At 43.0% G+C, this 23,088-nt stretch carries 18 protein-coding genes; 6 read left to right on the top strand and 12 right to left on the bottom strand.

Annotation, left to right across the window (positions count from 1 at the left end; genetic code table 11):
• Positions 1–83: 83 nt before the first annotated feature.
• Together ACUNWA_RS07335 and ACUNWA_RS07340 are read left to right on the top strand one after the other, a co-directional pair.
• Positions 84–1,622: an AbgT family transporter gene (locus tag ACUNWA_RS07335; protein WP_445591242.1), complete on the top strand. Its 1,539-nt coding sequence runs from the start codon at positions 84–86 to the stop codon at positions 1,620–1,622.
• A gap of 131 nt (positions 1,623–1,753) precedes the next feature.
• Complete coding sequence (locus ACUNWA_RS07340; RefSeq protein ID WP_445591243.1) at positions 1,754–2,824, top strand: AI-2E family transporter; 1,071 nt, start codon at positions 1,754–1,756, stop codon at positions 2,822–2,824.
• Between the two features lie 24 nt (positions 2,825–2,848).
• Here ACUNWA_RS07340 and murI read toward each other — a convergent pair whose 3' ends face one another.
• The 8 genes from murI to ACUNWA_RS07380 form a co-directional block, all read right to left on the bottom strand.
• Positions 2,849–3,685, bottom strand: coding sequence for a glutamate racemase (murI, locus tag ACUNWA_RS07345; protein ID WP_445591244.1), 837 nt, complete (start codon positions 3,683–3,685; stop codon positions 2,849–2,851).
• An 81-nt stretch (positions 3,686–3,766) separates the two neighbouring features.
• Positions 3,767–4,276 carry an OmpH family outer membrane protein gene (locus tag ACUNWA_RS07350; protein WP_445591245.1) on the bottom strand — a complete coding sequence of 170 codons (510 nt, stop codon included), beginning with the start codon at positions 4,274–4,276 and terminating at the stop codon, positions 3,767–3,769.
• A gap of 43 nt (positions 4,277–4,319) precedes the next feature.
• On the bottom strand, positions 4,320–4,835 hold the full coding sequence (locus tag ACUNWA_RS07355) for an OmpH family outer membrane protein (protein WP_445591246.1): 516 nt from the start codon (positions 4,833–4,835) through the stop codon (positions 4,320–4,322).
• A gap of 64 nt (positions 4,836–4,899) precedes the next feature.
• Positions 4,900–7,569 carry an outer membrane protein assembly factor BamA gene (gene bamA / locus ACUNWA_RS07360; protein WP_445591247.1) on the bottom strand — a complete coding sequence of 890 codons (2,670 nt, stop codon included), beginning with the start codon at positions 7,567–7,569 and terminating at the stop codon, positions 4,900–4,902.
• A gap of 13 nt (positions 7,570–7,582) precedes the next feature.
• Positions 7,583–8,326 (bottom strand): isoprenyl transferase, encoded by a 744-nt coding sequence (locus ACUNWA_RS07365; RefSeq protein ID WP_445591248.1) that lies wholly within the window; start codon positions 8,324–8,326, stop codon positions 7,583–7,585.
• Positions 8,327–8,331: 5 nt separating this feature from the next.
• A complete protein-coding gene (locus ACUNWA_RS07370) occupies positions 8,332–9,156 on the bottom strand; it encodes a DUF6089 family protein (protein ID WP_445591249.1) in 825 nt (274 codons plus the stop codon).
• Positions 9,157–9,342: 186 nt separating this feature from the next.
• Entirely contained in the window at positions 9,343–10,224 is an 882-nt protein-coding gene (locus ACUNWA_RS07375; RefSeq protein ID WP_445591250.1) for an NAD kinase, read from the bottom strand.
• Positions 10,225–10,237: 13 nt separating this feature from the next.
• Entirely contained in the window at positions 10,238–10,903 is a 666-nt protein-coding gene (locus ACUNWA_RS07380; protein ID WP_445591251.1) for a CBS domain-containing protein, read from the bottom strand.
• Between the two features lie 54 nt (positions 10,904–10,957).
• On the opposite strand from ACUNWA_RS07380, the gene ACUNWA_RS07385 reads away from it, so the two are divergent.
• Entirely contained in the window at positions 10,958–11,674 is a 717-nt protein-coding gene (locus ACUNWA_RS07385; RefSeq protein ID WP_445591252.1) for a pyridoxine 5'-phosphate synthase, read from the top strand.
• Between the two features lie 84 nt (positions 11,675–11,758).
• Complete coding sequence (locus ACUNWA_RS07390) at positions 11,759–12,568, top strand: alpha/beta fold hydrolase (RefSeq protein ID WP_445591253.1); 810 nt, start codon at positions 11,759–11,761, stop codon at positions 12,566–12,568.
• Between the two features lie 117 nt (positions 12,569–12,685).
• Here the strand turns inward: ACUNWA_RS07390 and malQ are convergent, their stop codons facing one another.
• Positions 12,686–14,185 (bottom strand): 4-alpha-glucanotransferase, encoded by a 1,500-nt coding sequence (gene malQ, locus ACUNWA_RS07395; protein WP_445591254.1) that lies wholly within the window; start codon positions 14,183–14,185, stop codon positions 12,686–12,688.
• Positions 14,172–15,269: a Gfo/Idh/MocA family protein gene (locus ACUNWA_RS07400; RefSeq protein ID WP_445591255.1), complete on the bottom strand. Its 1,098-nt coding sequence runs from the start codon at positions 15,267–15,269 to the stop codon at positions 14,172–14,174. The genes malQ and ACUNWA_RS07400 overlap by 14 nt, the downstream gene beginning before the upstream one ends.
• 139 nt (positions 15,270–15,408) lie before the next feature.
• Here ACUNWA_RS07400 and ACUNWA_RS07405 point away from each other — a divergent pair, with 139 nt between their 5' ends.
• Positions 15,409–16,239, top strand: coding sequence for a CvfB family protein (locus ACUNWA_RS07405; protein ID WP_445591256.1), 831 nt, complete (start codon positions 15,409–15,411; stop codon positions 16,237–16,239).
• A gap of 40 nt (positions 16,240–16,279) precedes the next feature.
• Positions 16,280–18,514, top strand: a complete 2,235-nt coding sequence (locus ACUNWA_RS07410; protein WP_445591257.1) for a DNA topoisomerase 3 — start codon at positions 16,280–16,282, stop codon at positions 18,512–18,514.
• A 569-nt stretch (positions 18,515–19,083) separates the two neighbouring features.
• Here the strand turns inward: ACUNWA_RS07410 and ACUNWA_RS07415 are convergent.
• Both ACUNWA_RS07415 and ACUNWA_RS07420 read right to left on the bottom strand, forming a co-directional pair.
• Complete coding sequence (locus ACUNWA_RS07415) at positions 19,084–21,414, bottom strand: GH92 family glycosyl hydrolase (protein WP_445591258.1); 2,331 nt, start codon at positions 21,412–21,414, stop codon at positions 19,084–19,086.
• Between the two features lie 207 nt (positions 21,415–21,621).
• Positions 21,622–23,085 (bottom strand): TRAP transporter large permease, encoded by a 1,464-nt coding sequence (locus tag ACUNWA_RS07420; RefSeq protein ID WP_445591259.1) that lies wholly within the window; start codon positions 23,083–23,085, stop codon positions 21,622–21,624.
• Between the last annotated feature and the right edge of the window lie 3 nt (positions 23,086–23,088).

Consider the following 23,088-nt stretch of genomic DNA (forward strand, 5'->3'; position numbering starts at 1 on the left):
AAAGCCGACACCCATTATTAACCGTTTGATTTATTAAAATCATTCCAGTATTTGTTTACGTAACTTTTCAAGCACAGACACCTATGAATAACGCAAAAACCAAAGTCGGATTTTTTCAGAAGATGTTGAACTGGACCGAGCGGGCAGGAAATGCCTTGCCACACCCGGCAACGCTGTTTGCCTTGTTTGCCCTGTTTGCCTTGATATTTTCAGCCGTTGGTCATTTTATGGCCTGGGAAGTGATTCACCCGGGTACCCAGGAAATCATCCGCCCCGTCAATCTATTATCCGCAGAAGGCATTCACCGGATTTTACTTGAAATGGTTAATAATTTCACCGGATTTGCGCCTTTGGGAATCGTTTTGGTTGCCATGCTTGGAATTGGCATTGCCGAACAAAGCGGCCTAGTTTCTGCCATCATTCGTATGCTGGTGCTCAATTCGCCAAAACACCTGCTCACCTTCGTACTTGTATTTTCGGGCATTCTCTCCAACATCGCTTCCGATGTAGGCTATGTTCTGCTAATTCCTATGGCCGGGGTTATTTTTGTGGCTGTAGGACGACATCCTATTGCCGGCATGGCTGCAGCATTTGCCGGAGTATCCGGAGGTTTCAGTGCCAACCTGGCACTAGGAACTATCGACCCGCTATTGGCAGGCTTATCGCAGGAAGCTGCCCATATTCTCGACCCCAATTACATGGTTAATGCAACGGCCAACTACTATTTCATGGTGGCTTCAACCTTTATTATTGCGCTGGCAGGTACCTTGGTCACTGAAAAGATAGTAGAACCTCGCTTAGGCCCATACAAAAACAGCAAAGCACATAGCGATCAATCCTTTGACAGACTATCAAAAATAGAAAAAAAAGGATTGCTTTGGGCCTTGGTTGTTTTTCTGTCCATCACAGCGGTTGCGCTTATCGGGCTTATTCCGGCTGATGGCTTTTTCAGAGGAACCGACGGAGGATTCCTCAACTCTCCACTCATTGAGGGCGTTGTAGCCATGCTTTTCGTAACAGCAGGAGCAACAGGTCTGGCTTACGGATTTGCGACCAAAGTCTTTAACAACGATGCCGATGTAATGAACGGGATGGCTGAAAGCATGAAAACACTGGCAACCTACCTGGTGCTGGTATTTTTTGCCGCCCAGTTTGTAGCTTACTTCAAGTGGAGCAACCTGGGCATGATTCTGGCGGTAAAAGGCGCTGAGCTACTCATGTCGGCCGATATTGGACTCATTCCGCTCATGATTCTGTTCATTCTGCTGTCAGCCTCCATCAACATGCTGATGGGAAGCGCCTCGGCCAAATGGGCTATCCTGGCCCCCATTTTTATCCCCATGTTCATGATTATGGGCTATTCACCCGAATTGTCGCAAGTTGTTTACCGAATTGGTGATAGTGTAACCAACATCATTTCACCCATGATGAGCTTTTTCGCTCTCATTATCGCCTTTGTTCAGAAGTATGATGCCAAGGCAGGTATCGGCACCATTATTGCTACCATGCTGCCCTACTCCATCGTCTTCCTGTTATTCTGGATCGTATTGCTGGTTGCCTGGCTGTTCTTTGGCTTGCCCTTGGGACCCGATGCCGGAATTCATTACGAAATGATCAATTAATAATTCAATAGCTTCAGAAAAGAACCGATCATCCTTGCACGTTTTCAGGCTTCAGGTTTCACAAAACCACTAATGAAACTTTAAGCCTGAATTCTTGTTATGGATAACATTTAAATGATGATTCCATAAAAATGAACCTCAAAGATATACGAACAACCAACAAGCTTTTATTGGCGATTGCCATTCCACTGTTTTTTTATTTACTGAAAATTCTGGACTTCATTTTCATTCCGCTGATTGCATCCATGTTTACTGCCCTTCTATTTTTGCCCTTGATGCGATGGCTGAACAAAAAAAGAGTACCTAATCCAATCAGCATCCTGTTGGTTATTCTGATAATTATTGGGGGGTTAAAGGCTGGTGGTGAATTGATCCAATTGTCGAGCAATGAAATCATGACTACCGACAGCCACTTTCTGGAAAAGGCTGAAACAAAATTAACTGGTTTGATTGTGTCCGTTGAACATTTTTTTGGTTTTAAACGAAGACAGGGAGAAAATATACTAGAGCATTATTTCAAAAACACCAGCAACCTCGAAAATTTCGGGTCTACGTTCGATTTCATCAGCAACACGCTTTCGATGACCCTGATGACGCTGTTTTTCACCATCCTGCTACTTTCGGGCTCCATCAATTTCCAGAAGCTACTAAATGATGCCATTTTCAAACAACAATACTCCTCGGTCAAAATATTCATGAAAATCGAGAAAGACATCATCAAGTTTGTTGTCGTAAAATTCATTATCAGTCTGATGACCGGAGTCGGTTTTAGCCTGGCCTGCGTCTTTTTTGATGTGAGTTATCCAATTTTCTGGGGCTTGCTGGCTTTTCTCATCAATTTTGTTCAAATGATTGGCTCCGTCATTTCGGTGGTTCTTCTCTCGGTTTTCGCCTTCATCGAACTCGATCCAACCAGTACCCTCTTTTTTTTCATTCTCACCATTACCTTCGTTCAGGTGCTTATGGGTGGTATTTTGGAGCCCATATTCATGGGAAAAACTTTTTCAATTAATGTGATTACCATTTTGGTTATGCTGATGCTCTGGGGCTTTATATGGGGCGTTCCGGGTTTGATCATGTCCATTCCCATCACCGTCTTCCTGCGGATTATCTTAGAACAATTTCCTAAAACGCGTATCATTGCCGACCTGATCTCAGGACCGGACCAAAATCTGAAATTCTTATTGAAGAAGAAAGATTAAGGAGAAAGAAGCTTCTCCTCCGAATTACAATTCTATTTTCGTAGCCTTGATGGGATAGCCTAAAAACTGAGCTGCCAGGGCTTCAAAGAAATGAACCCCTTCAGTCGTCAGGAACTTCCGAGTCGAAGTCTTCGAGCAGTTTTCATCTATTTCCGGATGACGCAGCAAGTAATTTTGAAGTTTTTGAGTCACAATTTTACCTTGCTCAATCACTCGCACACCTTCCTGCGGAATAAACTTACGAATGCTGTCAATCAGTAAGGGATAATGCGTGCAACCAAGGATCAAGCTATCAATTAAAGGATCTTTCTGAAACAATGCCTCTAAATTCTGTTGGATAAAATAATCAGCTCCAGGCGTATTCATCACATTGTTTTCAACAATCGGCACCCACATGGGGCATGCTTCCTGCGTGGTTTGCCTAACCCGGCCGCCAGACCATTTTTCAAGTTCAATCGGATACGAGTCCGACGCCACAGTGCCGGAGGTAGCGAGCACACCAACATGCCCATTTTTCGAAATTCCAGCCACTTCTTCCACACTCGGGCGAATAACTCCCAACACCCGCTTATGCGGAGCAATTAACGGCAAATCGCGCTGCTGAATACTTCGAAGCGCTTTGGCCGAAGCTGTATTGCAAGCCAAAACAACCAAGTGACATCCTTCATCGAAAAGACGCTTAACCGCCTCCAGCGTATATTCATATACCACATCAAACGAGCGGGTGCCGTATGGCGTCCGGGCATTGTCACCCAAATACACAAAATCGTATTCGGGCAACTGATTGACGAACTCCTTTAAAACCGTCAGACCTCCGTAGCCTGAATCGAAAACACCAATGGGATGATAGTTGCTTGTCATGAAATTGCTTTGAAAACAAAAATAAACAAAAAAGCCATCCGGTGACTACCGGATGGCTTTTGACATACTATTTATTGTATCTTATTGGATTCCCAATTTAGCTTTTACCAAAGGTAATAAGTCAACACTCTGAGTTGACTTGTACAAAACAGCGTTAGCGTCAAAAACGTAGATTACCCCTTGCTCTTTAGCTACCGTTTCAATCATCTCATTCGCCTTAGCAAAGATAGGCTGCATCAACTCTCCTTGCTTTTGTTGTATGCGTTGTTGTGCCGAAGAGTTGAAGTTTTGAATACGCTGCTGAAGACCTTGCAAATCTTCCACTTTTGATTGATAGACAATCTCGGTCAATGAATCTTGCTTATCGGATAAATCAGCCAATTTTGTTTGATATTCTTGTTGTAACGCGTCCATCTGATCTTCCAAACCTTTGGCTTCTCTTTCGATTGAAGCCTGTGCTGTTTTCGTTTCAGGCATGGCTTGAATCAGCGCCTGTGAATCAATATGTGCAAATTTTAATGTTTGCGCGTTTACCATTCCAGCTGAAAGGAATAAGACAGCTATTAGACAAATTTTGAAAATTCTTTTCATGATCGTTTTCGGATTTTAAAATTTTGTTGACAAATATAGTTTATTAATTTTTATAACCAAGTTTTTCAAGGACCTGGTCACTTAGGTCATATTTAGGGTTTGTATACAGCATGGTGAGGCTCCCGGCCTTATCAAAAATTACGGCATAAGCTCCATCGGCAGCCAATTCCTGAACGGCATTAAAAACATCATCCTGGATGGGTTTGATCAAGCCTTGCCGTTTTTTAAACAAGTCTCCATCGCGTCCAAAATACTTGCGCTGCAATTCTTTATAATCTTTTTCCTTGCTAATAATAACATCTTCACGCTTCCGCTTCATATCCTCAGAAAGCAAGACTGCTTCAGCCTGAAAATCCTGATACATCTGCTCAATTTCAGCATGCATGGTTTCCAGTTCTTTCTGGAATTGTTTTGAAATTTGATCCAATTGTTCCTGAGCCGCAGTATAAGCAGGAATATTTTCTAAAACATATTCGGTATCGATGTAGGCATATTTCTGGGCCATTGCAACTGTTCCAAAAACAATCAGAAAAACAAATAATAATACTTTCTTCTTCATGGCAATTCAATTTAAATTCATACTATTTCCACATTAAACAAATACCGAGCCAAGCTCATAACGATCAGAACTGCTGACCAATAACAAAGTGAAACTGACTTCCACCAACAGAGGAATCACCATTCACCGCATCAAATCCATACCCCCAATCGATCCCCATCAAACCAAACATGGGAAGGAAGATCCGTACACCGGCACCTGCCGAACGTTTCAAATCGAAAGGGTTGTAATTTTCAAAGTCCATCCAGGCATTACCGGCTTCCATAAATCCGAGGACATAAATGGTAGCTGATGGTTTCAACGTAATTGGGTAACGCATTTCCATGGTCAGTTTGTTATACATGTTTGAACCAGTTGTTGGACTCAAACTGTAATCTTTGTAACCACGCAAGGAGATAATATCGGCTCCGTAAAAGTTATACCCTGACATTCCTGATCCACCAACGCGGAAGCGTTCGAATGGAGAACGTCGGTTCTTGTCGTAATATCCTAAGAATCCATATTCAAATTTGGTATGCAATACCAGGTCTCTGTCGCGTGAAAGCGGCGTAAACCAAGCACCTTTCATATTCCACTTGTGATATTCAATCCACTTGTAACGTTCTTCACTGGTTAAGTCCGGATTACTGTAGTCCACATCGTTAAACATCGAGAATGGAGGTGTCAACTGAACCGTTAAAGAGAAATCGGCTCCACTTCTTGAATACAGCGGATTATCAACCGAGTTACGGCCAAAAGCAGTTTTGAAACTCAGGTTGTTAAAACCACCACCGCCTGATCCGTCATCATCACTCAGGAAGTAATAGTAACCTGACATGTTTTGAAGTTTATAGTGCTCCAGCGACAACTCATGATAAACCGTAAAGAAGTCATCGGGCCACGACAAACGGTAACCATATCCTAATGCAAATGAAGTAGTCACCTGCACTTGATCATCATCTGAGCTTTCCTCATCATTATAGGTATAATAATCACCGGGGTCATAGCTACCGTAACCACCGTAACCATAAGGTGAGTAGCCATAGGGCGAGTAGCCACCGTAGCCGCCATAACCTCCTCCATAGCCACCGTAACCACCACCATAACCCGAACCGTAAGGGCTGTATGAGCTGTTATAGTAGTTATTAGCCGAGTAGTTCACGCGTGAGTGCGAAAACGAAATGGAGAATGAGTTTGGCTTTTTACCCCCCAACCAAGGCTCAATAAATGAGACACTGTAGGATTGGTAAAACTTACCGCTGGTTTGCGCACGAATACTCAAGGTTTGACCGTCACCCGTTGGTAATGGACGCCAAGCTTCTTTATTCGGAATATTTCTTACCGAGAAATTGGAAAATTTCAAACCAACCGTTCCGACAAACATATTCGCACCCCAACCTCCGGAAAGTTCAATTTGGTCATTGGCCTTCTCTTGCAATTCGTATTTAATATCTACGGTTCCATCTTCAGGATGCGGAATCACATTGGGGTTAATCGCTTCCGGATCGAAGTGCCCCAATTGAGAAAGCTCACGCACCGAACGGATAATTTTTGATTTGCTGAATAAATCTCCAGGGATCGTACGAATCTCACGACGGGCAACATGCTCGTGTGTTTTAGTGTTTCCTTCTATGAGTACTTTATTGATGGTCGCCTGATCGCCTTCATAGATACGCATTTCCAAATCAATGGAGTCTTGATCAACACGAGCTTCTACCGGATCAAGGTTAAAGAACAAGTAGCCGTTGTCGAGGTATAGGTTGCCTACAGCATCATCGTCTTCCGTCAAGCGTTTATTCAACAATTTCTGATCAAAAACTTCACCCTTTTTAATTCCAAGGTAAGCATCCAGGTAATCGCCTGGATAGATAGTATTTCCAACCCAGTTAACATCGCCAAAGTAATACTTGTTCCCTTCTTCAACCCAAATATCCAATTTAATCAAGTCGTCCTCCAGTTTGGTAATACTGTCTTTTACAATAATGGCATCTCTGAAACCTTTTTCATTGTACTTACCGACAACATTTTGCTTGTCCTCCTCGTACTTCTCTTCGTTGAATTTTTTGGTCAAAAAGAAGTTCTTAAGCTTTTTTGCATTGGTTTTTTTCATGGCCCGGGTCAGCACTTTTGTCTTCACCTGATCGACACCATGAAATACAATTTCATCAATTTTTACCTTTTCCTTTTTATCGACATTAATATCCAGGATAACACTATTAACTGATGCAGTGTCATCACGCTGAACAATATTCACTTCGGTATTGAGGAATCCTTTTTCAAGAAAAATATCTTTAATGATCCGCTCGGCATTATTCAGTTGATTATCGGTTACCTGACTGCCTTTCAGCAATAAAACCTTCTCGGTAATATCATCCTTTTCTCCTTTCGAAACGCCATAAAAATTAACATCGGCTAGTTTGGGGCGTTCCTGCAAGTGGATTGCCAACCAGATTTTATCACCCTCTACTTTACTAGCTTCGATTTTCACATCCGAAAACATCTGGTGTCCCCATAGTTTCTTAATCGCCGTCGTAATCTGATCACCCGGAACTGTAACTTCATCGCCAACCTCAAGGCCCGATATCTGGATTAATACATCTGAGTCGAGATAACGAATACCGAGTACATCAATACCTGCAATTGTATAGTTTTGGGGACTAGAATACCGGATTGTAAAGTTTGTGTTTTCATTTACCTGGGCGTGAGCACTTACACTAAACAGGAGTAGAATTAAAAAAAATTTCAGTTTACGCATTTTCTGGAATTAATTAGCTAACTAATTGTTGACTGGTTTTACCAAACCTTCTCTCACGATTTTGAAAATCGCGAATTGCTTCAAAAAGGTCTTCTTTACGGAAATCTGGCCAAAGCGTGGGAGTAAAATAAAACTCAGCATAGGCAATTTGCCAGAGTAAAAAGTTACTCACCCGATTTTCACCGCTGGTCCGAATCAGCAATTCTGGATCTGGTATTCCAACTGTAGCAAGGTATTTATCAAGTAGATTTTTATCAATTTCATTTATTTGGAGGCTGCCATCGACCACTTCAGCAGCTATCTTTTTGATCGCTTCGGTAATTTCCCATTTGGCACTATAACTTAAGGCTAAAACCAGTGTTAATCCAGTACAATCCTTCAGTTCATTGATCGACCAATTCAATTTCATCTGAACTTCTTCGGGTAAACTATTGAAATCGCCAATCATGGTCAAACGGACATTTTGCTCTTTCAACTTCTCGGTCTCCTCATTGATCGCTTGGACCAACAAGCCCATCAGCGCATTAACTTCATCCTGAGGTCGTCCCCAGTTTTCGGTTGAAAACGCATACAAAGTTAAATATTGAAGGCCAATTTCTGCGGCTCCTTCAACTGTCGAACGAACAGACTCAACGCCATGTTCATGCCCAAAAATACGCTGATTACCGTGTTTGGTCGCCCATCTCCCATTCCCGTCCATTATGATGGCGATGTGCTTAGGTAGTTTGGCTTCTTGTATTTTATCTTTAATGATCATTTAGTCTAATTAATATTTTCATACACCGGGCATTCCTGATCGCCTCTGTAAAATCGGTAAGTTAAATGAATTCCCAAATGAAAAGTAAAATCGTTGTTGTGCAGAAACGTGTTGTAGCTTTGCCAAGTGCCACTTTCCGGCAAACCACCATCATCATAACTAGTTACCACAAAGTATTTGCGAGGATCATCCAAATCATCCACTTTATCATTGAAATACTTCCTCAAAATCGCTTCAACCCCCACTCCCATGCGCTCTCCTATATTGAATTTAAAACCAAAGCCAATCGGTACATTCAAGCCAATGACTGACTCTTCTTTATTAATGAGTAACTCTGCACGAATATCAAGAGGTAAAGCACTTAGATGCCCATTATTAAGATAGTACAGCATGGGACTCAGTCGAATCACGTCGGTTGGTCTCTGTTGCAACCAGTCGTATGTATAATTGTACAAACTGGTTCCCAAGCCGCCCATTAAGTATGTGGTCATTGAATGACGCTTACTTCCGATGATGTACCTAAAGAAGTTGAATTCGCCCATGACTGAAACATCCGTCATAAACTTGTCAAACTCCCAAGGATCTGCCTCATAGTATCCGGTAGCTCCAATCGTTCCCACCATCAAGCTGGTCCGTAAACTCAGCCGCGAATTAAAGTTGTAACGAAAGAATGCTCCCACATTTGGATTCAAAGAACTTACCTGATCAATCTGAGTCATGTCTCCAAAGTAACTGCCAACGCCACCCCATATGCCAATATCCGCTGTTTCCTGAGCAGAAACTGAGCTAAAAATAAGGATGATACAAACGATTATAAAAAACCTTTTCATCGACTATCGTTTTCATTGAAAGGTTGCTAATAAAAGGACAGCAACATAAAATATTCTGGCATTCCACAACAACATTAAAACATAACTCCTTTCAAGAGCTACAAAAGTAATATAATTCTGAAAACATCTTACCGACTGCCTATTATAAAACCCAAATAGAGGTTAAAAATTGTTAAGCTAAATTGATTAATTTCTCTTGTCAGCGCCCCACATCAACTTATTGCGGAGGGTACTGAAAAATCCATGCCCGGGAAGTTTCAATGTTTTCACATGAAAATCGGCTTTCCGGATGTGCAGTTCCCCCGGGAAATTGATAGCCTCGGAGCGTGAATCGAGCGAGGCCTGAAACTGATGGCCTCGACCTTCGACCTGCAGGCGCAAAGAGATATTATCGGGCACCACAATGGGGCGAACTGTCAAATTATGAGGAGCGATGGGTGTAATAATTAAGCTTTTTGAATCCGGAGTTAAAATAGGACCTCCAACGCTAAGCGAATATGCCGTTGACCCGGTAGGTGTAGCAATAACCAGTCCATCGGCCCAATACGTACTGAGGTATTCTTCATTCAAATAGGTATGAACACTAATCATAGAAGAAGTGTCAAGCTTGGTGATCGCAATTTCATTCAAGGCATAATTAAAATCGCCGAATATGTGCTCCTGCTCATTCAGCTGCAGCAAAGAGCGTTCTTCAATCTCATAGTTTCCTTGCAAGATGTGGTCGATAGCCTCCTGCATATCCTCCCGCGAAATATCCGATAAAAAACCAAGGCGCCCCAGGTTCAACCCAATAGCCGGAATCGACTTATTTTTCAGAGTCAAAACCGATTGTAAAAAAGTACCATCGCCACCAATGCTGATTAAGAAACTCACATCATCGGGCAAATCTTTTCCCGAATTGAAAACGCCCGCTACCTTCGGACGAATATGACATCGCTGTTGCACAAAATCGAAAAATGGCCGGTACATATACGTACTGACATTTCGCTCTTTAAGCAATGTAAACAACTTGGCTAAATCGGGAGTATAAGTAAGGTCTGTACTGATTCCAAAAATTGCAATAATCATAGATTTGCGTGTGCTAAATATTCATATACTTGATCAACTGATTAAACCGGTCGTCATACAAGTTATTCAGGATCGACTCATCCATAAAAACGGCCCGAATTGAATAATCATATCGCACAAAAGTCTGAATAATTGGTGAAAGATCAACCTGATTTATTTTCAACGTGACCAGCAATTCTTTTGAATCTTCTTCTTTGTAAGTATATAAACTCAAAACCTTAGCATCATTGCCTTCCACAATCTGCGAAATCTGTGAAAGCGAATAGTCCATTGGCGTCAATTCTAAAACAATAATGCCACCGGGCTCATGAACGGCAACTAGTCTGGCAAACTTTCGTGATAAATCCATCACCGAAACCACTCCCATATAGCTGTGTTTGAGATCAAGAACTGGTACCAAACTCAGTTTTAGTTCAGACATAACAGAAGCCACTTCGTAAATATGCTGATTAGAATGAACATGTGGAGGCGCAAGATGCTCCCGACAATCGTCCATCTTTTTCTCAATCAAATTCAAATCATAAATCACTTTATCCGATATCAATCCAATGAATTCACCATTATCCACAACCGGCAAATGAGAGATCCGAAAAATATCCATCCAGTTCAGTGCTTTCTGCCCGTCATCAGTCAAGCGTAATGAGGGAATAACGTCCGATATAAGCTCTTTTGCAATCAATTTTTTACTTGTTTCAATTCTATGTTGTAACTTGCAGCCCTCTATTTATTCAATATGACAAGACTAAGTGTAAATATAAACAAAATAGCAACATTAAGAAATTCACGCGGAGGCAAAACGCCCAGTGTGCTTGATGCTGCAATTAGCTGCGAGAAGTTTGGTGCTGAGGGAATTACAGTACATCCACGGCCTGACGAACGACACATTACCCGTCAGGATGTTTACGACATTAAACCCCACATTACCACCGAGTTCAACATTGAAGGCTACCCCAGCGAAGATTTTATCAAACTGGTAACCGACATAAAGGCTACTCAGGCGACCCTTGTACCCGACATGCCGGGCCAACTCACATCAGATCATGGCTGGAATACCCTAAAACACCACGATTTTCTGGTTGATGTTATTGCCCGTCTTAAAGCGGAAGGCATTCGCACCTCTATTTTTGTCGACCCCGATTTGCACGCCATTGAGGCTGCAGCCAAAATCGGAACCGACCGAATTGAGCTATACACCGAACCGTATGCCACCATTTACCCAGAGGATCCTGACAAAGCGATCGCCCCTTTCATTGAAGCGGCCAAACTGGCCAAACAATTGAATCTGGGAATCAATGCCGGCCATGACCTGAGCTTGAAAAATCTCAAATTCTTGATCGATAAAATTCCATACATCGATGAAGTTTCGATTGGGCACGCCCTTATTGCCGATGCACTTTACCTGGGCTTGAAAAACACCATTCACGAATACCTGGATTGTATTCGCCCCTAACGGCACCGACCAACAAAACGGCCCATTGACTGTTCCTTGAATCAGGAATAATGAACCAACATGTTTAATGCAGAGTACCGCGTCATGAAGTTATTTTATCGCGAAGAAGGCAAAGTTAATAAACAAACCATTGTCATCGTCCACGGGCTGTACGGCTCGTCGGACAACTGGCTCACTGTTGGGAAAAAACTGGGCAGAAAACACCATGTGTACCTGATCGACCAACGTAACCACGGACGCTCGCCCAATGCCGAAGAACACAACTACCAGGACATGACTAACGATTTGGCGGATTTCTTTGAAGAACACCAAATCGAAAAAGCCACCGTAATCGGACACAGCATGGGTGGAAAAACAGCCATGTTCTTCGCTGCCGAATACCCGGAAAAGATAGATAAGCTGATCATTGCAGATATTGCGCCTAAGGATTATTTTGAACTGCAGGACAAAGGACAATATTACCAGCACCAGCATATCCTGGAATCGTTAAAAGAAGTACGAAAACATCAGTTCGACACACGTGAAGATATCAGTGATTTTCTGAAACTCAAACTCGACAACAAAGGACTGGTGCTGTTTCTGCTTAAAAATGTTTACAGAAACAAGGAAACCAAAAAGTTTGATTGTCGCATCAATGTCGATGTGCTTTACGATCATCTGGATGAAGTGATCAGTGGGGTCAACTACCGCTGGCTTGAAGATCGTATCCCCATTCTAAACTACCCGGTTTTGTTTATCAAAGGCGAGCAATCCCCCTACATTTCTAAAGAAGACGAGAAAAAGATCAAGGAAATCTATCCGGAAGCACAAATCACCACCATTCCCGATGCCGGACACTGGCTTCATGCCGAGCAACCCAAACTATTCATGGATGCGCTGGAGCGATTCATTTAGGCCAAGGTTTAAAGCAACAATCAAAGGCTTCTGAACACATTATGAAGCACATGTACTGGACAGCTTCTCATCACTTTCAAGTTCATATTTTCGGCAAGCAGCCTAAAAAATTGAAATTCAATTTTCCTCTGGCGGCTTGCAGCGATTGTACTTTTCAGTAATTTGCTTCAGAAAATGACGACGCGACAGCCGGAGTTGCCTCCATTCAAAGCGCCATTCCCAGTTTCCTCCAGCTACCCCCGGAACATTCATGCGACCTTTGCCATCAAGCCGAAGTAAGTCCTGCATAGGCATAATGGCCAGCTCAGCAACCGAGCCCCAGGTAGCTTCAATAATTGAATCAACCGTCCTTCGTCTGCTTCGATAAAAGTAGCGCCTGATATTTAGGCGCTCAACTTTCGTTACCGATTTCAGCCAGCCTAACGTCGTGTTGTTATCATGCGTTCCTGTGTAAACCACAAAATTACGGTCATAATTATGTGGTAGATGCTCGTTGGTAGCATCCGAAGCAAAACCAAACTGCAGCACTTTCATTCCCGGCAGCTTAAAATCATCCCGCAGTTTCTCCACCTCTGGAGTTATCACCCCAAGATCCTCAGCAATAACTGGCAGCTCGCCAATTTGCGATTGCAAAAGCCTCAGCATATCATGCCCTTTGGCTGGCCACCACTCCCCGCGAATAGCTGTCTTTTCTCCTGCTGGTACCGACCAAAACGACTCCAATCCACGAAAATGATCAATCCGTATCCGGTCATACATCTTCAAGCAAAAATGCAGGCGCGCCATCCACCAGTCATAATTTCGTTCAGCCAATCGGTTCCAGTCAAAAACCGGACAACCCCACAACTGCCCCGTTTCGCTAAAATAGTCCGGCGGCACTCCCCCCACATGCGTTGGCTGCCCTTCCTCATCCAGCAAAAACAAATCCTGGTTGCCCCATACATCCGAACTATCCAAGGATACATATAAGGGCAAGTCGCCAAACAGTTGAACGCCATGCTCATTGGCATAGCTCTTCAATTCGAACCACTGCTTAAAAAAGATAAACTGAATAAAACGATGAAAATTGATCAATTCGGCATGTTCCAGATAAGCTTTATCCAACGCCTGCACTTCCCGTTTCGTGTAGGCAATTTTCCATTCATTCCATACCAGTTCGGGCTTTTGCTCCTTCAGTGCCTGAAATAAAGCATAGTCATCGAGCCACCACGAATGTTCGCCCAGGAAATTATAGTACGCTTCTTTATAGCGGTCAAATTGATTGCCAAAGCGCTCGAAAGCCTTTTTCAGGAGCTCTCTTTTTATGGGAGCAATTTGATCATATTCGACCTTCTTTTGCGAAAATTGAGCAAAAATCTCTAATTCCGACTGTTTCAACAGTTGATCATCCACCAGTTTATCCATACTGATGAGCAAATCGCTTCCGGCAAAAGCCGAATAACTTTGGTAAGGCGAATTACCATAGCCTGTGGGGCCCAATGGCAAAATCTGCCACCACTTCTGCCCTGTTTCCTTCAGAAAGTCAACAAAAGCAAAGGCATCGGCCCCCATGCTTCCAATCCCGTGTTTCCCTGGCAATGAGCTTATATGCAATAAAATTCCGCTACTTCTTGACATACGAAGAAAGTTGTTTTCTGAATGAACTGAGGTGCGTTGCCGTTTCGCGCACCAGACGCTGAACGGCTAAGCCATGCTGCAAATCCGGAACAAAAGCCCTTTCATCGGCCCCACCTAAAAACAGGTAATGCGCATGCACCATCGAGCGCAACCAGCCGGGAGGCACATGTCCCGACGGGAAACTACTGATTGGCTTATAGTGGCTTCCAACAGGCTGGGTTACCCACTGCTGGGTTTCTTCCAGAAAATAGTCAAACGACTCAGGCCGCTGCGAAGTGTAACGCAGGGTCCCCTTTTCAGCATAAATTTCAAGGGACACCAAATCGCCCGATCCGGAACTGATTCGACTGGCTGACATATTCCCGACAGCCCGTGTATGTGGATCGACCAGCGAAAGCGACGAAAACAAATCAGAATCGCCTGGTACATCCGCAAAATCACCGCCCTGCAAAGCGCTGGTAATCTGTAGTTGCTCACCCATAAAAGAAAGCAACAAGCTAATTCCGTGTGAACCTAAATCGGCCATAGCCCCACCGTCAGGAGCAGGTGTTAAGCGGGTTTGCCGCTTGTCGCGATAGCTTTGCTGCAAATAATCGCCGTGATAATATTTCAAGTCAAAATGAATTGGTCTACCCAATTTACCGGATTTCCAGAAAGCAATTGCTTCGCGCACCGAGGCCGTTTGTAAATATTGAAACCCAACCTGCAGTTTTCTACCTGCTAACGCCAAGGCAGCCAGTTCTTTTTCTTCCTGCAAACTCGAACAAACCGGTTTTTCAAGGTAAATGCGTTTCACATTAGGCATCTTTGCTACCGCCTTCAAATGCTCGGCGTGCACCTTGTTCGGGCCAAGAATCAACACCGTATCAATGGCATCATTCTGCATAAAATCGGCCTCGCACTGATGTTGCCGGAAACCATAACTTTCAGCAAAATGCTTACGACTTTCTTCCCGTTGTGAGCACACCGACTCGAAAACGATCTGCGGTGTTTCTGGATAGTAATAACGTAACGAGTTTAACGAATAAGCATGCGCCTTGGCAATTCCTCCTGCACCTAAAAATCCAATTTTAACCGTTGACATAAATAAGTTTTTTCAGTTTGACTGTCAAAAATAAACCTTTTCTCCTGAACCTTCTGGCTTTCCATATTAAATCGAAGAGTTATTACCAATATTTCCGCCGAAAACGTACCTTTGCCTGTTCAAATAAAAACACGAAGCAATGGCAGCAATAGGCTTAATGAATGAATTGGAAGTTGTAAAAGAAGTAGATTTTGGAATTTACCTCGATGGGGGCCCACATGGCGAGATTTTAATGCCCAAGCGCTATGTACCCGAAGGGTGCAAACCAGGCGATGTGCTGAATGTTTTTATCTACCTCGACTCGGAAGACCGCTTGTTAGCTACCAACGAACAACCTAAAGCAATGGTTGGCGAATTTGCCTTCTTGCCGGTCGTTTCAATCACTGGTGTTGGCGCATTTCTGGACTGGGGGCTTCCCAAAGATTTGCTGGTTCCCTTCCGCGAGCAACAACAAACAATGGAAGCCGATCGCTCCTACCTGGTTTATGTGTACCTGGATGACGAAAGCCAACGTATTGCCGCCACTTCGAAGCTTGACAAGTGTGTAGACAATATTCCGGTGGATTATGAAGTAGGTGAAGAAGTGGATCTGATTATTGCTGGTCAAACCGACCTTGGATTTAAAGCTATTATTGACAACAGCCACTGGGGCATGATCTATAAGAATGAGGTATTTCAGCCGCTAAAAGTAGGACAAAAACTCAAAGGCTTTATCAAAACCATTCGCGAAGATGAGAAGATCGACCTTTCGCTTCAAAAAGAAGGTTACGAAAAAATTGACGACATCTCTCAAGGCATCTTGAATAAACTGGCAGCCAACAACGGCTTTTTACCATTAACCGATAAAAGTTCGCCCGAGTTAATCAAATCAACCTTCCATATCAGTAAAAAGAATTTCAAAAAAGCCATTGGCGCTTTATATAAACACCGCCTAATCTCATTGGAAGAAGACGGAATAAAAATGCTTTAAGCGATAGCTAAAAACGATAACTGACAACCGATCACGTTTCATGAAAGTTTGCATTGCCGAAAAACCAAGTGTTGCCAAAGAAATTGCACAAATTATTGGAGCAAATAGCCGGCGCGATGGCTATTTCGAAGGAAATGGCTACCAGGTAAGCTGGACTTTTGGGCACTTGTGTACGTTGAAAGAACCGCATGATTACACCGTCCGATGGAAATACTGGAACATCAATGAACTACCCATGATTCCCCAACGGTTCGGCATCAAAGTAATTGATGACCAAGGGGTAAAAAAGCAATTTTCAATTTTAGAAAGCTTAATTGAAAAAGCAGACGAAATCATAAACTGCGGTGATGCCGGACAAGAAGGAGAACTGATTCAGCGTTGGGTACTCACCAAAGCCGGAAACAAAGCGCCCATCAAACGACTGTGGATCTCCTCCTTAACGGAAGAGGCTATTCGCGAAGGTTTTGCCAAACTCCTGCCAAGCGAAGAATTTGACAAACTTTATGAAGCCGGCAGTGCACGGGCCATTGGCGACTGGCTACTAGGGATGAATGCCACCCGCTTGTACACGCTAAAATACGGCCAAAACAAGCAAGTGCTTTCAATCGGTCGGGTACAAACCCCTACTCTGGCGCTGATCGTAAACCGCCAGCAGGAGATCGAGAACTTTAAGCCCGAACCCTTTTGGGAAATCAAAACCCTGTACCGTGAAGCCACATTCTCCTACACTACCGGACGCTTTCAGCAAAAAGAAAAAGCCGAAAAAGTATTGCGGGAAATTTCCGGCATGGATCTGTTTATCGGTAAAATAACCAAGAAAAACAGCAAGGAGCATCCTCCCCGCCTGTTCGACCTAACCTCGTTACAGGTGGAGTGCAACCGAAAGTTCAACCTCAGTGCCGACGAAACGCTGCGCACCATTCAGTCGCTATACGAAAAGAAGGTAACCACTTATCCAAGGGTCGACACCACTTTCCTTTCGGATGATATTTATAAGAAAGTCCCGGGCACCCTTAAAAGCCTGAAAGGCTACGATGAACTGACCCAGCCAGTACTAGGCGCAGGAAAAATCCGCAAATCGAAAAAAGTATTCGACAATAAAAAGATCACCGATCACCACGCCATCATTCCTACCGGGATGACACGCATTGACCTAACCGAAGCAGAGCGAAAGGTTTACGACATGGTGGTGAAACGATTTATAGCCGTTTTTTATCCCGACTGCGAAATTGCCAACACCACAGTAGAAGCAAATATCGAAAAGCATCAGTTTAAAGCCACCGGAAAGCAAATCCTGAAGCCGGGCTGGCGCGTGGTATACAAGAACGAGAAAAAAGCCAATCAATCGGATGACAATATTCTTCCGGCATTTAACACCGGCGAACATGGGCCTCACCAGCCCGAATTACAAGAAAAACAAACACAGCCCCCCAACTATTACACCGAGGCCACCCTGCTACGCGCAATGGAAACAGCCGGAAAGAATATGGACGATGATGAACTGCGCGAGCTGATGAAGGAAAACGGCATCGGACGTCCATCGACCCGAGCCAATATCATTGAAACACTGTTTCGCAGGCGTTACATTCGCAAAGAACGTAAGCGACTGGTAGCGACACCAACCGGCATGGATTTGATCAACACCATTGAAAACGACATGCTGAAGTCGGCCGAACTAACGGGTATGTGGGAAAAGAAACTACGTGAAATTGAATCGGGCGAACTGGAAATTGCCCAATTTATGGCCGAGTTGAAAAACATGGTAACCGAAGTCATTTGGCAGGTTAAAAATTCACGCAAGAAAGAAATCACCATTCTGGAAGATGAAGAAAAAAAGACTCAGGAAAAAGCAAAGGCTGAGGGAAAAAGCAAAAAGAAAGCGTCAAATAAACCGGCCAAGGACTTGACTTGTCCTCGCTGCCAAAAAGGAAAACTCCTAAAAGGGAAATCGGCCTGGGGATGCTCCGAATGGAACCAAGGCTGCCATTTTAAGATACCATTCAAGTGGTATGGCAAAAAACTGACCGACAAGCAAATTCAAGCATTAGTCAGCAAAAAGAAATCACCGTTAATCAAAGGTTTTCCTTACGAAGGCCTGAAACTGGACGGAAACCTGCTCATGAAAGACGATCAGTCCATCCAACTTCAACCACAAATAAAAAACGAACTCACATGCCCCAAGTGCAATACTGGCAAAATACTGAAAGGGAAAACCGCCTGGGGATGCTCCAATTTCAAGAATGGTTGCGACTTTCGGATACCGTTTGAGATTTAACTCCGGATGTTGCGACTTCTCCGGCAAGCGTGGTTTAGCTTTCGCTGCAGTTATGGTGTCTGGCATCTGTGGCAGACCTAGATTTTCGCTGCCACCTGGCTCTGAGATTAGTTATTTCAGAATACTAAAATTCCCTTGCAATGAGGCCAGATATCCATTTTTTCGTAATCCTTAGACTCCATAGCTTAGTAAGCTGGCTTCGAAGATCTCCGTCATCCTAACCAGCAACGGTTCACTCCCTGCCCACTCTTTAGATAGCCACTCTTTACTCTCCAGAAGAGTAATGATCTGCAATTTCTGATTCGTCAGCAATTTCGCGGCAATTGCCACTCACATAAGAAAGCTCGGCTGCGTTTGTCTTAAACTCGCTATCTAATCTTTTTTCTCATCCTATTTATAATTGGACATAGGAGTGCGACACTTAACTTTCCGTGCTGTAGAGTGTTACACTCCCAATACGTATATGGCTGCAGATACTATTACAAATAAATATACTTTTCATTAGTTTGTTTTAATCGTTACCTTATATTAGAAAATCTATAGGCAGATCAAACTATCCAATTACTCAGTCATTTAAATCCCCAATTTTTATTGGGATTACTCCCTAGCACTAACTCTAATTTCCCGCCTTTCGCAAATTCGTTGTGAAAGAAATAGTACTTCACCCAGTCTTTCCCATTCAATTTTGCTGATTGAATATACAAGTTTTCTGATGAGTTATTCTTGGTTGAAATCACAAATCTTTTACCTGAATAATAATCCTGATTTAGTGAGATTTCTATTTTATCAAATACAGGTGAGGTAATTTCATACTGTGAACTGATTGAAGCTCCTCCATCCATTTGAAATAAGCCCATAGCCATCAAAACGCCTAATGCGCCCATTTGCCCCTGATCTTCATCACCATTATACCCTCCATAAGGACTTACATCCCCAAAAGTGGTTTCTTTCACTTCCCGCACCCACTTCTGCGACAACCAGGGAGCTCCGCTGTGATTAAACAGGTGAGCCATTTGAGTTGACGGTTGGTTCTCATAATCAACCCAGCTTTCGGCATGCTTACCATGATCAGTGATAAATTTATTGCCTTGAGCTTTTATAAAACAACTATCGACATATTGTGTATAGCGCTCTTCCCCACCAAACAACGTTATTAGTCCCTTTAAATCATGAGGAACAAAATTGGTGTAAATCGCTGAATTACTTTCTACAAAACCTTTCATATTAAACCCTTTGCCAATGGGGGCAAAATCGTCAATCCATGCTCCATCCATATTCTTAGGATGAATAAATTGACTTTGTTGATTCCACAAATTCTTGTAGTTACCAGAACGGGTACTAAAAAAATCGTAATCTTTTGTTTTATTGAGGGATAAGGCTAATTGCCCCAAACACCAATCCTGGTAAGAATACTCTAAAGTCATAGCCGCACCATTTTTATGCCCACCCGGACCTTTTATACCTTCAGGCACATAACCTTTTTCCACATAAAAGTTCATTCCACCACCTTCAGCATTCTTACGATGCTCGTATCCGGCACGGTCTCGTATGCCGCCTACAAACGCATTTTTACGTAGCCCTTCATAAGCTTTCTCTATATTGTAATTACGAATTCCCTTATTATAAGCAGTTGCAAAGAAACAAGAAGCCGGATCGCCAATCATTACATAGGTATAATTGCCTCCTGATGGTCCGCGAGGTATCAAGCCCCCATGCTCATACATCTCAACCATACTACTGCAAAAATCATTCATCACCTCCGGATAGACCATCGACCATAACACATTCAAGGTCCAGTGACTACCCCATAAGGCATCAAAATTATATTGCTTATGCAAAGGTAAGCCCTCGTTATCTAATGCAATTTGGCGAATCACCGGTTTATCGCCAGTCATGTCGCAATACTTGCCATCCACATCACTAACAATTCTTCGCCCTAATAATGCGTGCCACAAATCGGTGTAAAACTTTACTTTCTGTTTTTCAGTTCCTCCTTTAACTTTTATTCGTCCCAGATAGTTGTTCCACTCATCTTTCGACGCTTTAACTACCGTATCGAAATTCCAGTGGGCAAGCTCTGTGTCCATGTTTAAACGAGCCTGTTCTGTACTTGTATAAGATATGGCAACTTTCATTTTTAAGGTGTTGCTTTGTTGCTTGTCAAAACGAACAAATGCCCCTACTTCTTTCCCATAAATTTGTTGCACTTCACCTTCTTTGAGCACACCCTTTTCCCAAGCTCCAAAGGTAGAGATCGGCTGATCGAATCGAGCGACAAAATATACATAAGTAGGTTTTGGGCGCCTACCCGTTGCGGCCATAATGCTATAGCCGGCAATCTCATATTCGCTTACCTTCTCAACTTTAGCTGAATCCATCGCTGAATGGCCTAGAAAGGCACCGACATCAAAAATTACATCTTTATCAACATCTTTAGGATATTCATATCTATGAAAACCAGCCCGTGTCGTAGATGTCAATTCAGCACGTATATTATAGTCTTTTAAATAGATACGATGGTATCCGGGACTAATATTTTCGTCATCATGACTAAAAGCAGACTTATAAGATTCCATTCCTAAGTGCCCTTTAAATTCCCCAACGGCAGGCATCACCGGGATCCCAGACATCTGCCAGGCATGGATATGCGAAAAACAACGCACATGAAGACTATCATAAAGATACCCTGAATTCCAACTCCCCTTCACCCAGGTATCCGGACTAAGATTAACCATCCCAAATGGACGAGAAGCGGATGAAAAATAAAACCAACGAGATTTATGTGTATCGATTAACGGATTGACATAATTGGTAGGATCATTTGATTTCTGAGAAAAACCAAACAATGAATAACCACAGAGTAGCGTGATTAAGGAAATTCTGAAGAGAAATTTGCACATGATTGAGATTTAATATTTTGTGGTAAAATAAGCACCTTCACATATGTTAGAACATGTAAATATACTTTTTTATTGAAAAAAGTTCAATCGTATAATGAAAAAGGGCAATCGAATAAAGACTACAAAAATGAGGCATTACGACAGCAAAAAAATGAGGCTATCCTTTTCTCTTAGGATAGCCTCATTTAAAAATCATTCTTCAATAAATCAGAAACCAAATTTTCCGGGTAACCACAAGCTTAGCTGAGGCAAATAGGTTACCATTAACAAAACAATCACCATCGCTAGAAACATCGGAATAAGCGGTTTGATCACCTTATCGATACTGAGACCCGAAACACTACAGCCAATAAAGAGTACCGATCCTACCGGCGGAGTACACAAGCCCACACTCAGGTTAAGCACCATAATGATTCCGAAGTGAATCGGGTCAACCCCCATAGCCGTAACAATTGGCAGGAAAATGGGCGTGAAAATCAAAACAGCCGGTGTCATATCCATAAAAATACCAACAACCAACAAAATCAGGTTAATAAGCAGTAGGATAATAAAAGGATTACTGGAAATGGATAACAGTCCCGCGCTAACATCTTGAGGGATATTCTCATAAGCCATAATCCACGACAGCCCCAAACAGGTCGCCACCAATAATAAGACAATTGCGGTTGTTTTAACCGACCGCAAGAGAATCTGAGGCAAATCGCTGACAGAAACCTGCCGGTAGATGAATGCCAGAATCAGTGAGTACAAAACAGCGATAGCCGAAGCTTCGGTAGCCGTAAAGTAACCGGCCACAATTCCTCCAATTACAATAATCAGCATCAACAAACTGGGGATAGCATCCAACAATTTCTTTGTGCCATCCAACGCTTTTTCTTTGTTGTTTTTCGTTTTTATAAAGGTAAAAACGGCAAATGCAGCCAGTGCGACACCTGAAAGGCTTCGATTAACACCAGAGTTAAAAGACTCGCGGGCAAAGCTTACTCCCTGAAATACCAGCACCAATGCAATAGCAACCAATACAGCGACACCTAGGCCTTTAAGTGCAGCTTGCAAGCCTTTCCGTTTATATATAAGCATCGTAACAGCCGTGGTAATAATTGCCAGGCCTGTTAAAATACCGGGGACATAGCCAGCCAAAAATAAGGCCGTAATGGAAACACCACCACTGGCCAATGAATAAACGATTAAGATGTTACTTGGAGGAATGGATAAGCCGGTTGTGGCCGAGGTAATATTTACCGCAGCACTAAAGTTTTCCGGGTAGCCTTCTTTTTTCATTTCGGGTCCCATGATACTTCCAATAGCCGACGCCGAAGCAGCAGCAGAACCGGAAATAGCTCCAAAAAGCATATTGGCTAATACATTCACAATGGCAACACCTCCCGGGATTCCGCCAACCAACACCCGTGCAAAATCAATCAGGCGAATGGCTATTCCACCACTATTCATGATGTTTCCGGCTAAAATAAAGAACGGGATGGCCAACAAAGCAAAACTATCGAGTCCTGTAGCCATCCGTTGCGAAAAAGTAGTCAATGCCGGAATCACATCAATACTGACTAGCATGGTCAAGATTCCGGAGATACCAATACTGAACGCGATGGGTACACCAACGACCAGCAATAGGATAAAACTAAAAACGAGTACAAATATTTCAAGAAATTCCATAAT

Source organism: Sunxiuqinia sp. sy24, assembly GCF_052677165.1.

What these genes read in the sequence shown, in the direction of transcription:
- ACUNWA_RS07335 (WP_445591242.1), top strand. Translation starts at nt 84, where the DNA reads ATGAATAACGCAAAAACCAAAGTCGGATTTTTTCAGAAGATGTTGAAC.
- ACUNWA_RS07340 (WP_445591243.1), top strand. Translation starts at nt 1,754, where the DNA reads ATGAACCTCAAAGATATACGAACAACCAACAAGCTTTTATTGGCGATT.
- murI (WP_445591244.1), bottom strand. Translation starts at nt 3,685, where the DNA reads ATGACAAGCAACTATCATCCCATTGGTGTTTTCGATTCAGGCTACGGA.
- ACUNWA_RS07350 (WP_445591245.1), bottom strand. Translation starts at nt 4,276, where the DNA reads ATGAAAAGAATTTTCAAAATTTGTCTAATAGCTGTCTTATTCCTTTCA.
- ACUNWA_RS07355 (WP_445591246.1), bottom strand. Translation starts at nt 4,835, where the DNA reads ATGAAGAAGAAAGTATTATTATTTGTTTTTCTGATTGTTTTTGGAACA.
- bamA (WP_445591247.1), bottom strand. Translation starts at nt 7,569, where the DNA reads ATGCGTAAACTGAAATTTTTTTTAATTCTACTCCTGTTTAGTGTAAGT.
- ACUNWA_RS07365 (WP_445591248.1), bottom strand. Translation starts at nt 8,326, where the DNA reads ATGATCATTAAAGATAAAATACAAGAAGCCAAACTACCTAAGCACATC.
- ACUNWA_RS07370 (WP_445591249.1), bottom strand. Translation starts at nt 9,156, where the DNA reads ATGAAAAGGTTTTTTATAATCGTTTGTATCATCCTTATTTTTAGCTCA.
- ACUNWA_RS07375 (WP_445591250.1), bottom strand. Translation starts at nt 10,224, where the DNA reads ATGATTATTGCAATTTTTGGAATCAGTACAGACCTTACTTATACTCCC.
- ACUNWA_RS07385 (WP_445591252.1), top strand. Translation starts at nt 10,958, where the DNA reads ATGACAAGACTAAGTGTAAATATAAACAAAATAGCAACATTAAGAAAT.
- ACUNWA_RS07390 (WP_445591253.1), top strand. Translation starts at nt 11,759, where the DNA reads ATGAAGTTATTTTATCGCGAAGAAGGCAAAGTTAATAAACAAACCATT.
- malQ (WP_445591254.1), bottom strand. Translation starts at nt 14,185, where the DNA reads ATGTCAAGAAGTAGCGGAATTTTATTGCATATAAGCTCATTGCCAGGG.
- ACUNWA_RS07400 (WP_445591255.1), bottom strand. Translation starts at nt 15,269, where the DNA reads ATGTCAACGGTTAAAATTGGATTTTTAGGTGCAGGAGGAATTGCCAAG.
- ACUNWA_RS07405 (WP_445591256.1), top strand. Translation starts at nt 15,409, where the DNA reads ATGGCAGCAATAGGCTTAATGAATGAATTGGAAGTTGTAAAAGAAGTA.
- ACUNWA_RS07410 (WP_445591257.1), top strand. Translation starts at nt 16,280, where the DNA reads ATGAAAGTTTGCATTGCCGAAAAACCAAGTGTTGCCAAAGAAATTGCA.
- ACUNWA_RS07415 (WP_445591258.1), bottom strand. Translation starts at nt 21,414, where the DNA reads ATGTGCAAATTTCTCTTCAGAATTTCCTTAATCACGCTACTCTGTGGT.
- ACUNWA_RS07420 (WP_445591259.1), bottom strand. Translation starts at nt 23,085, where the DNA reads ATGGAATTTCTTGAAATATTTGTACTCGTTTTTAGTTTTATCCTATTG.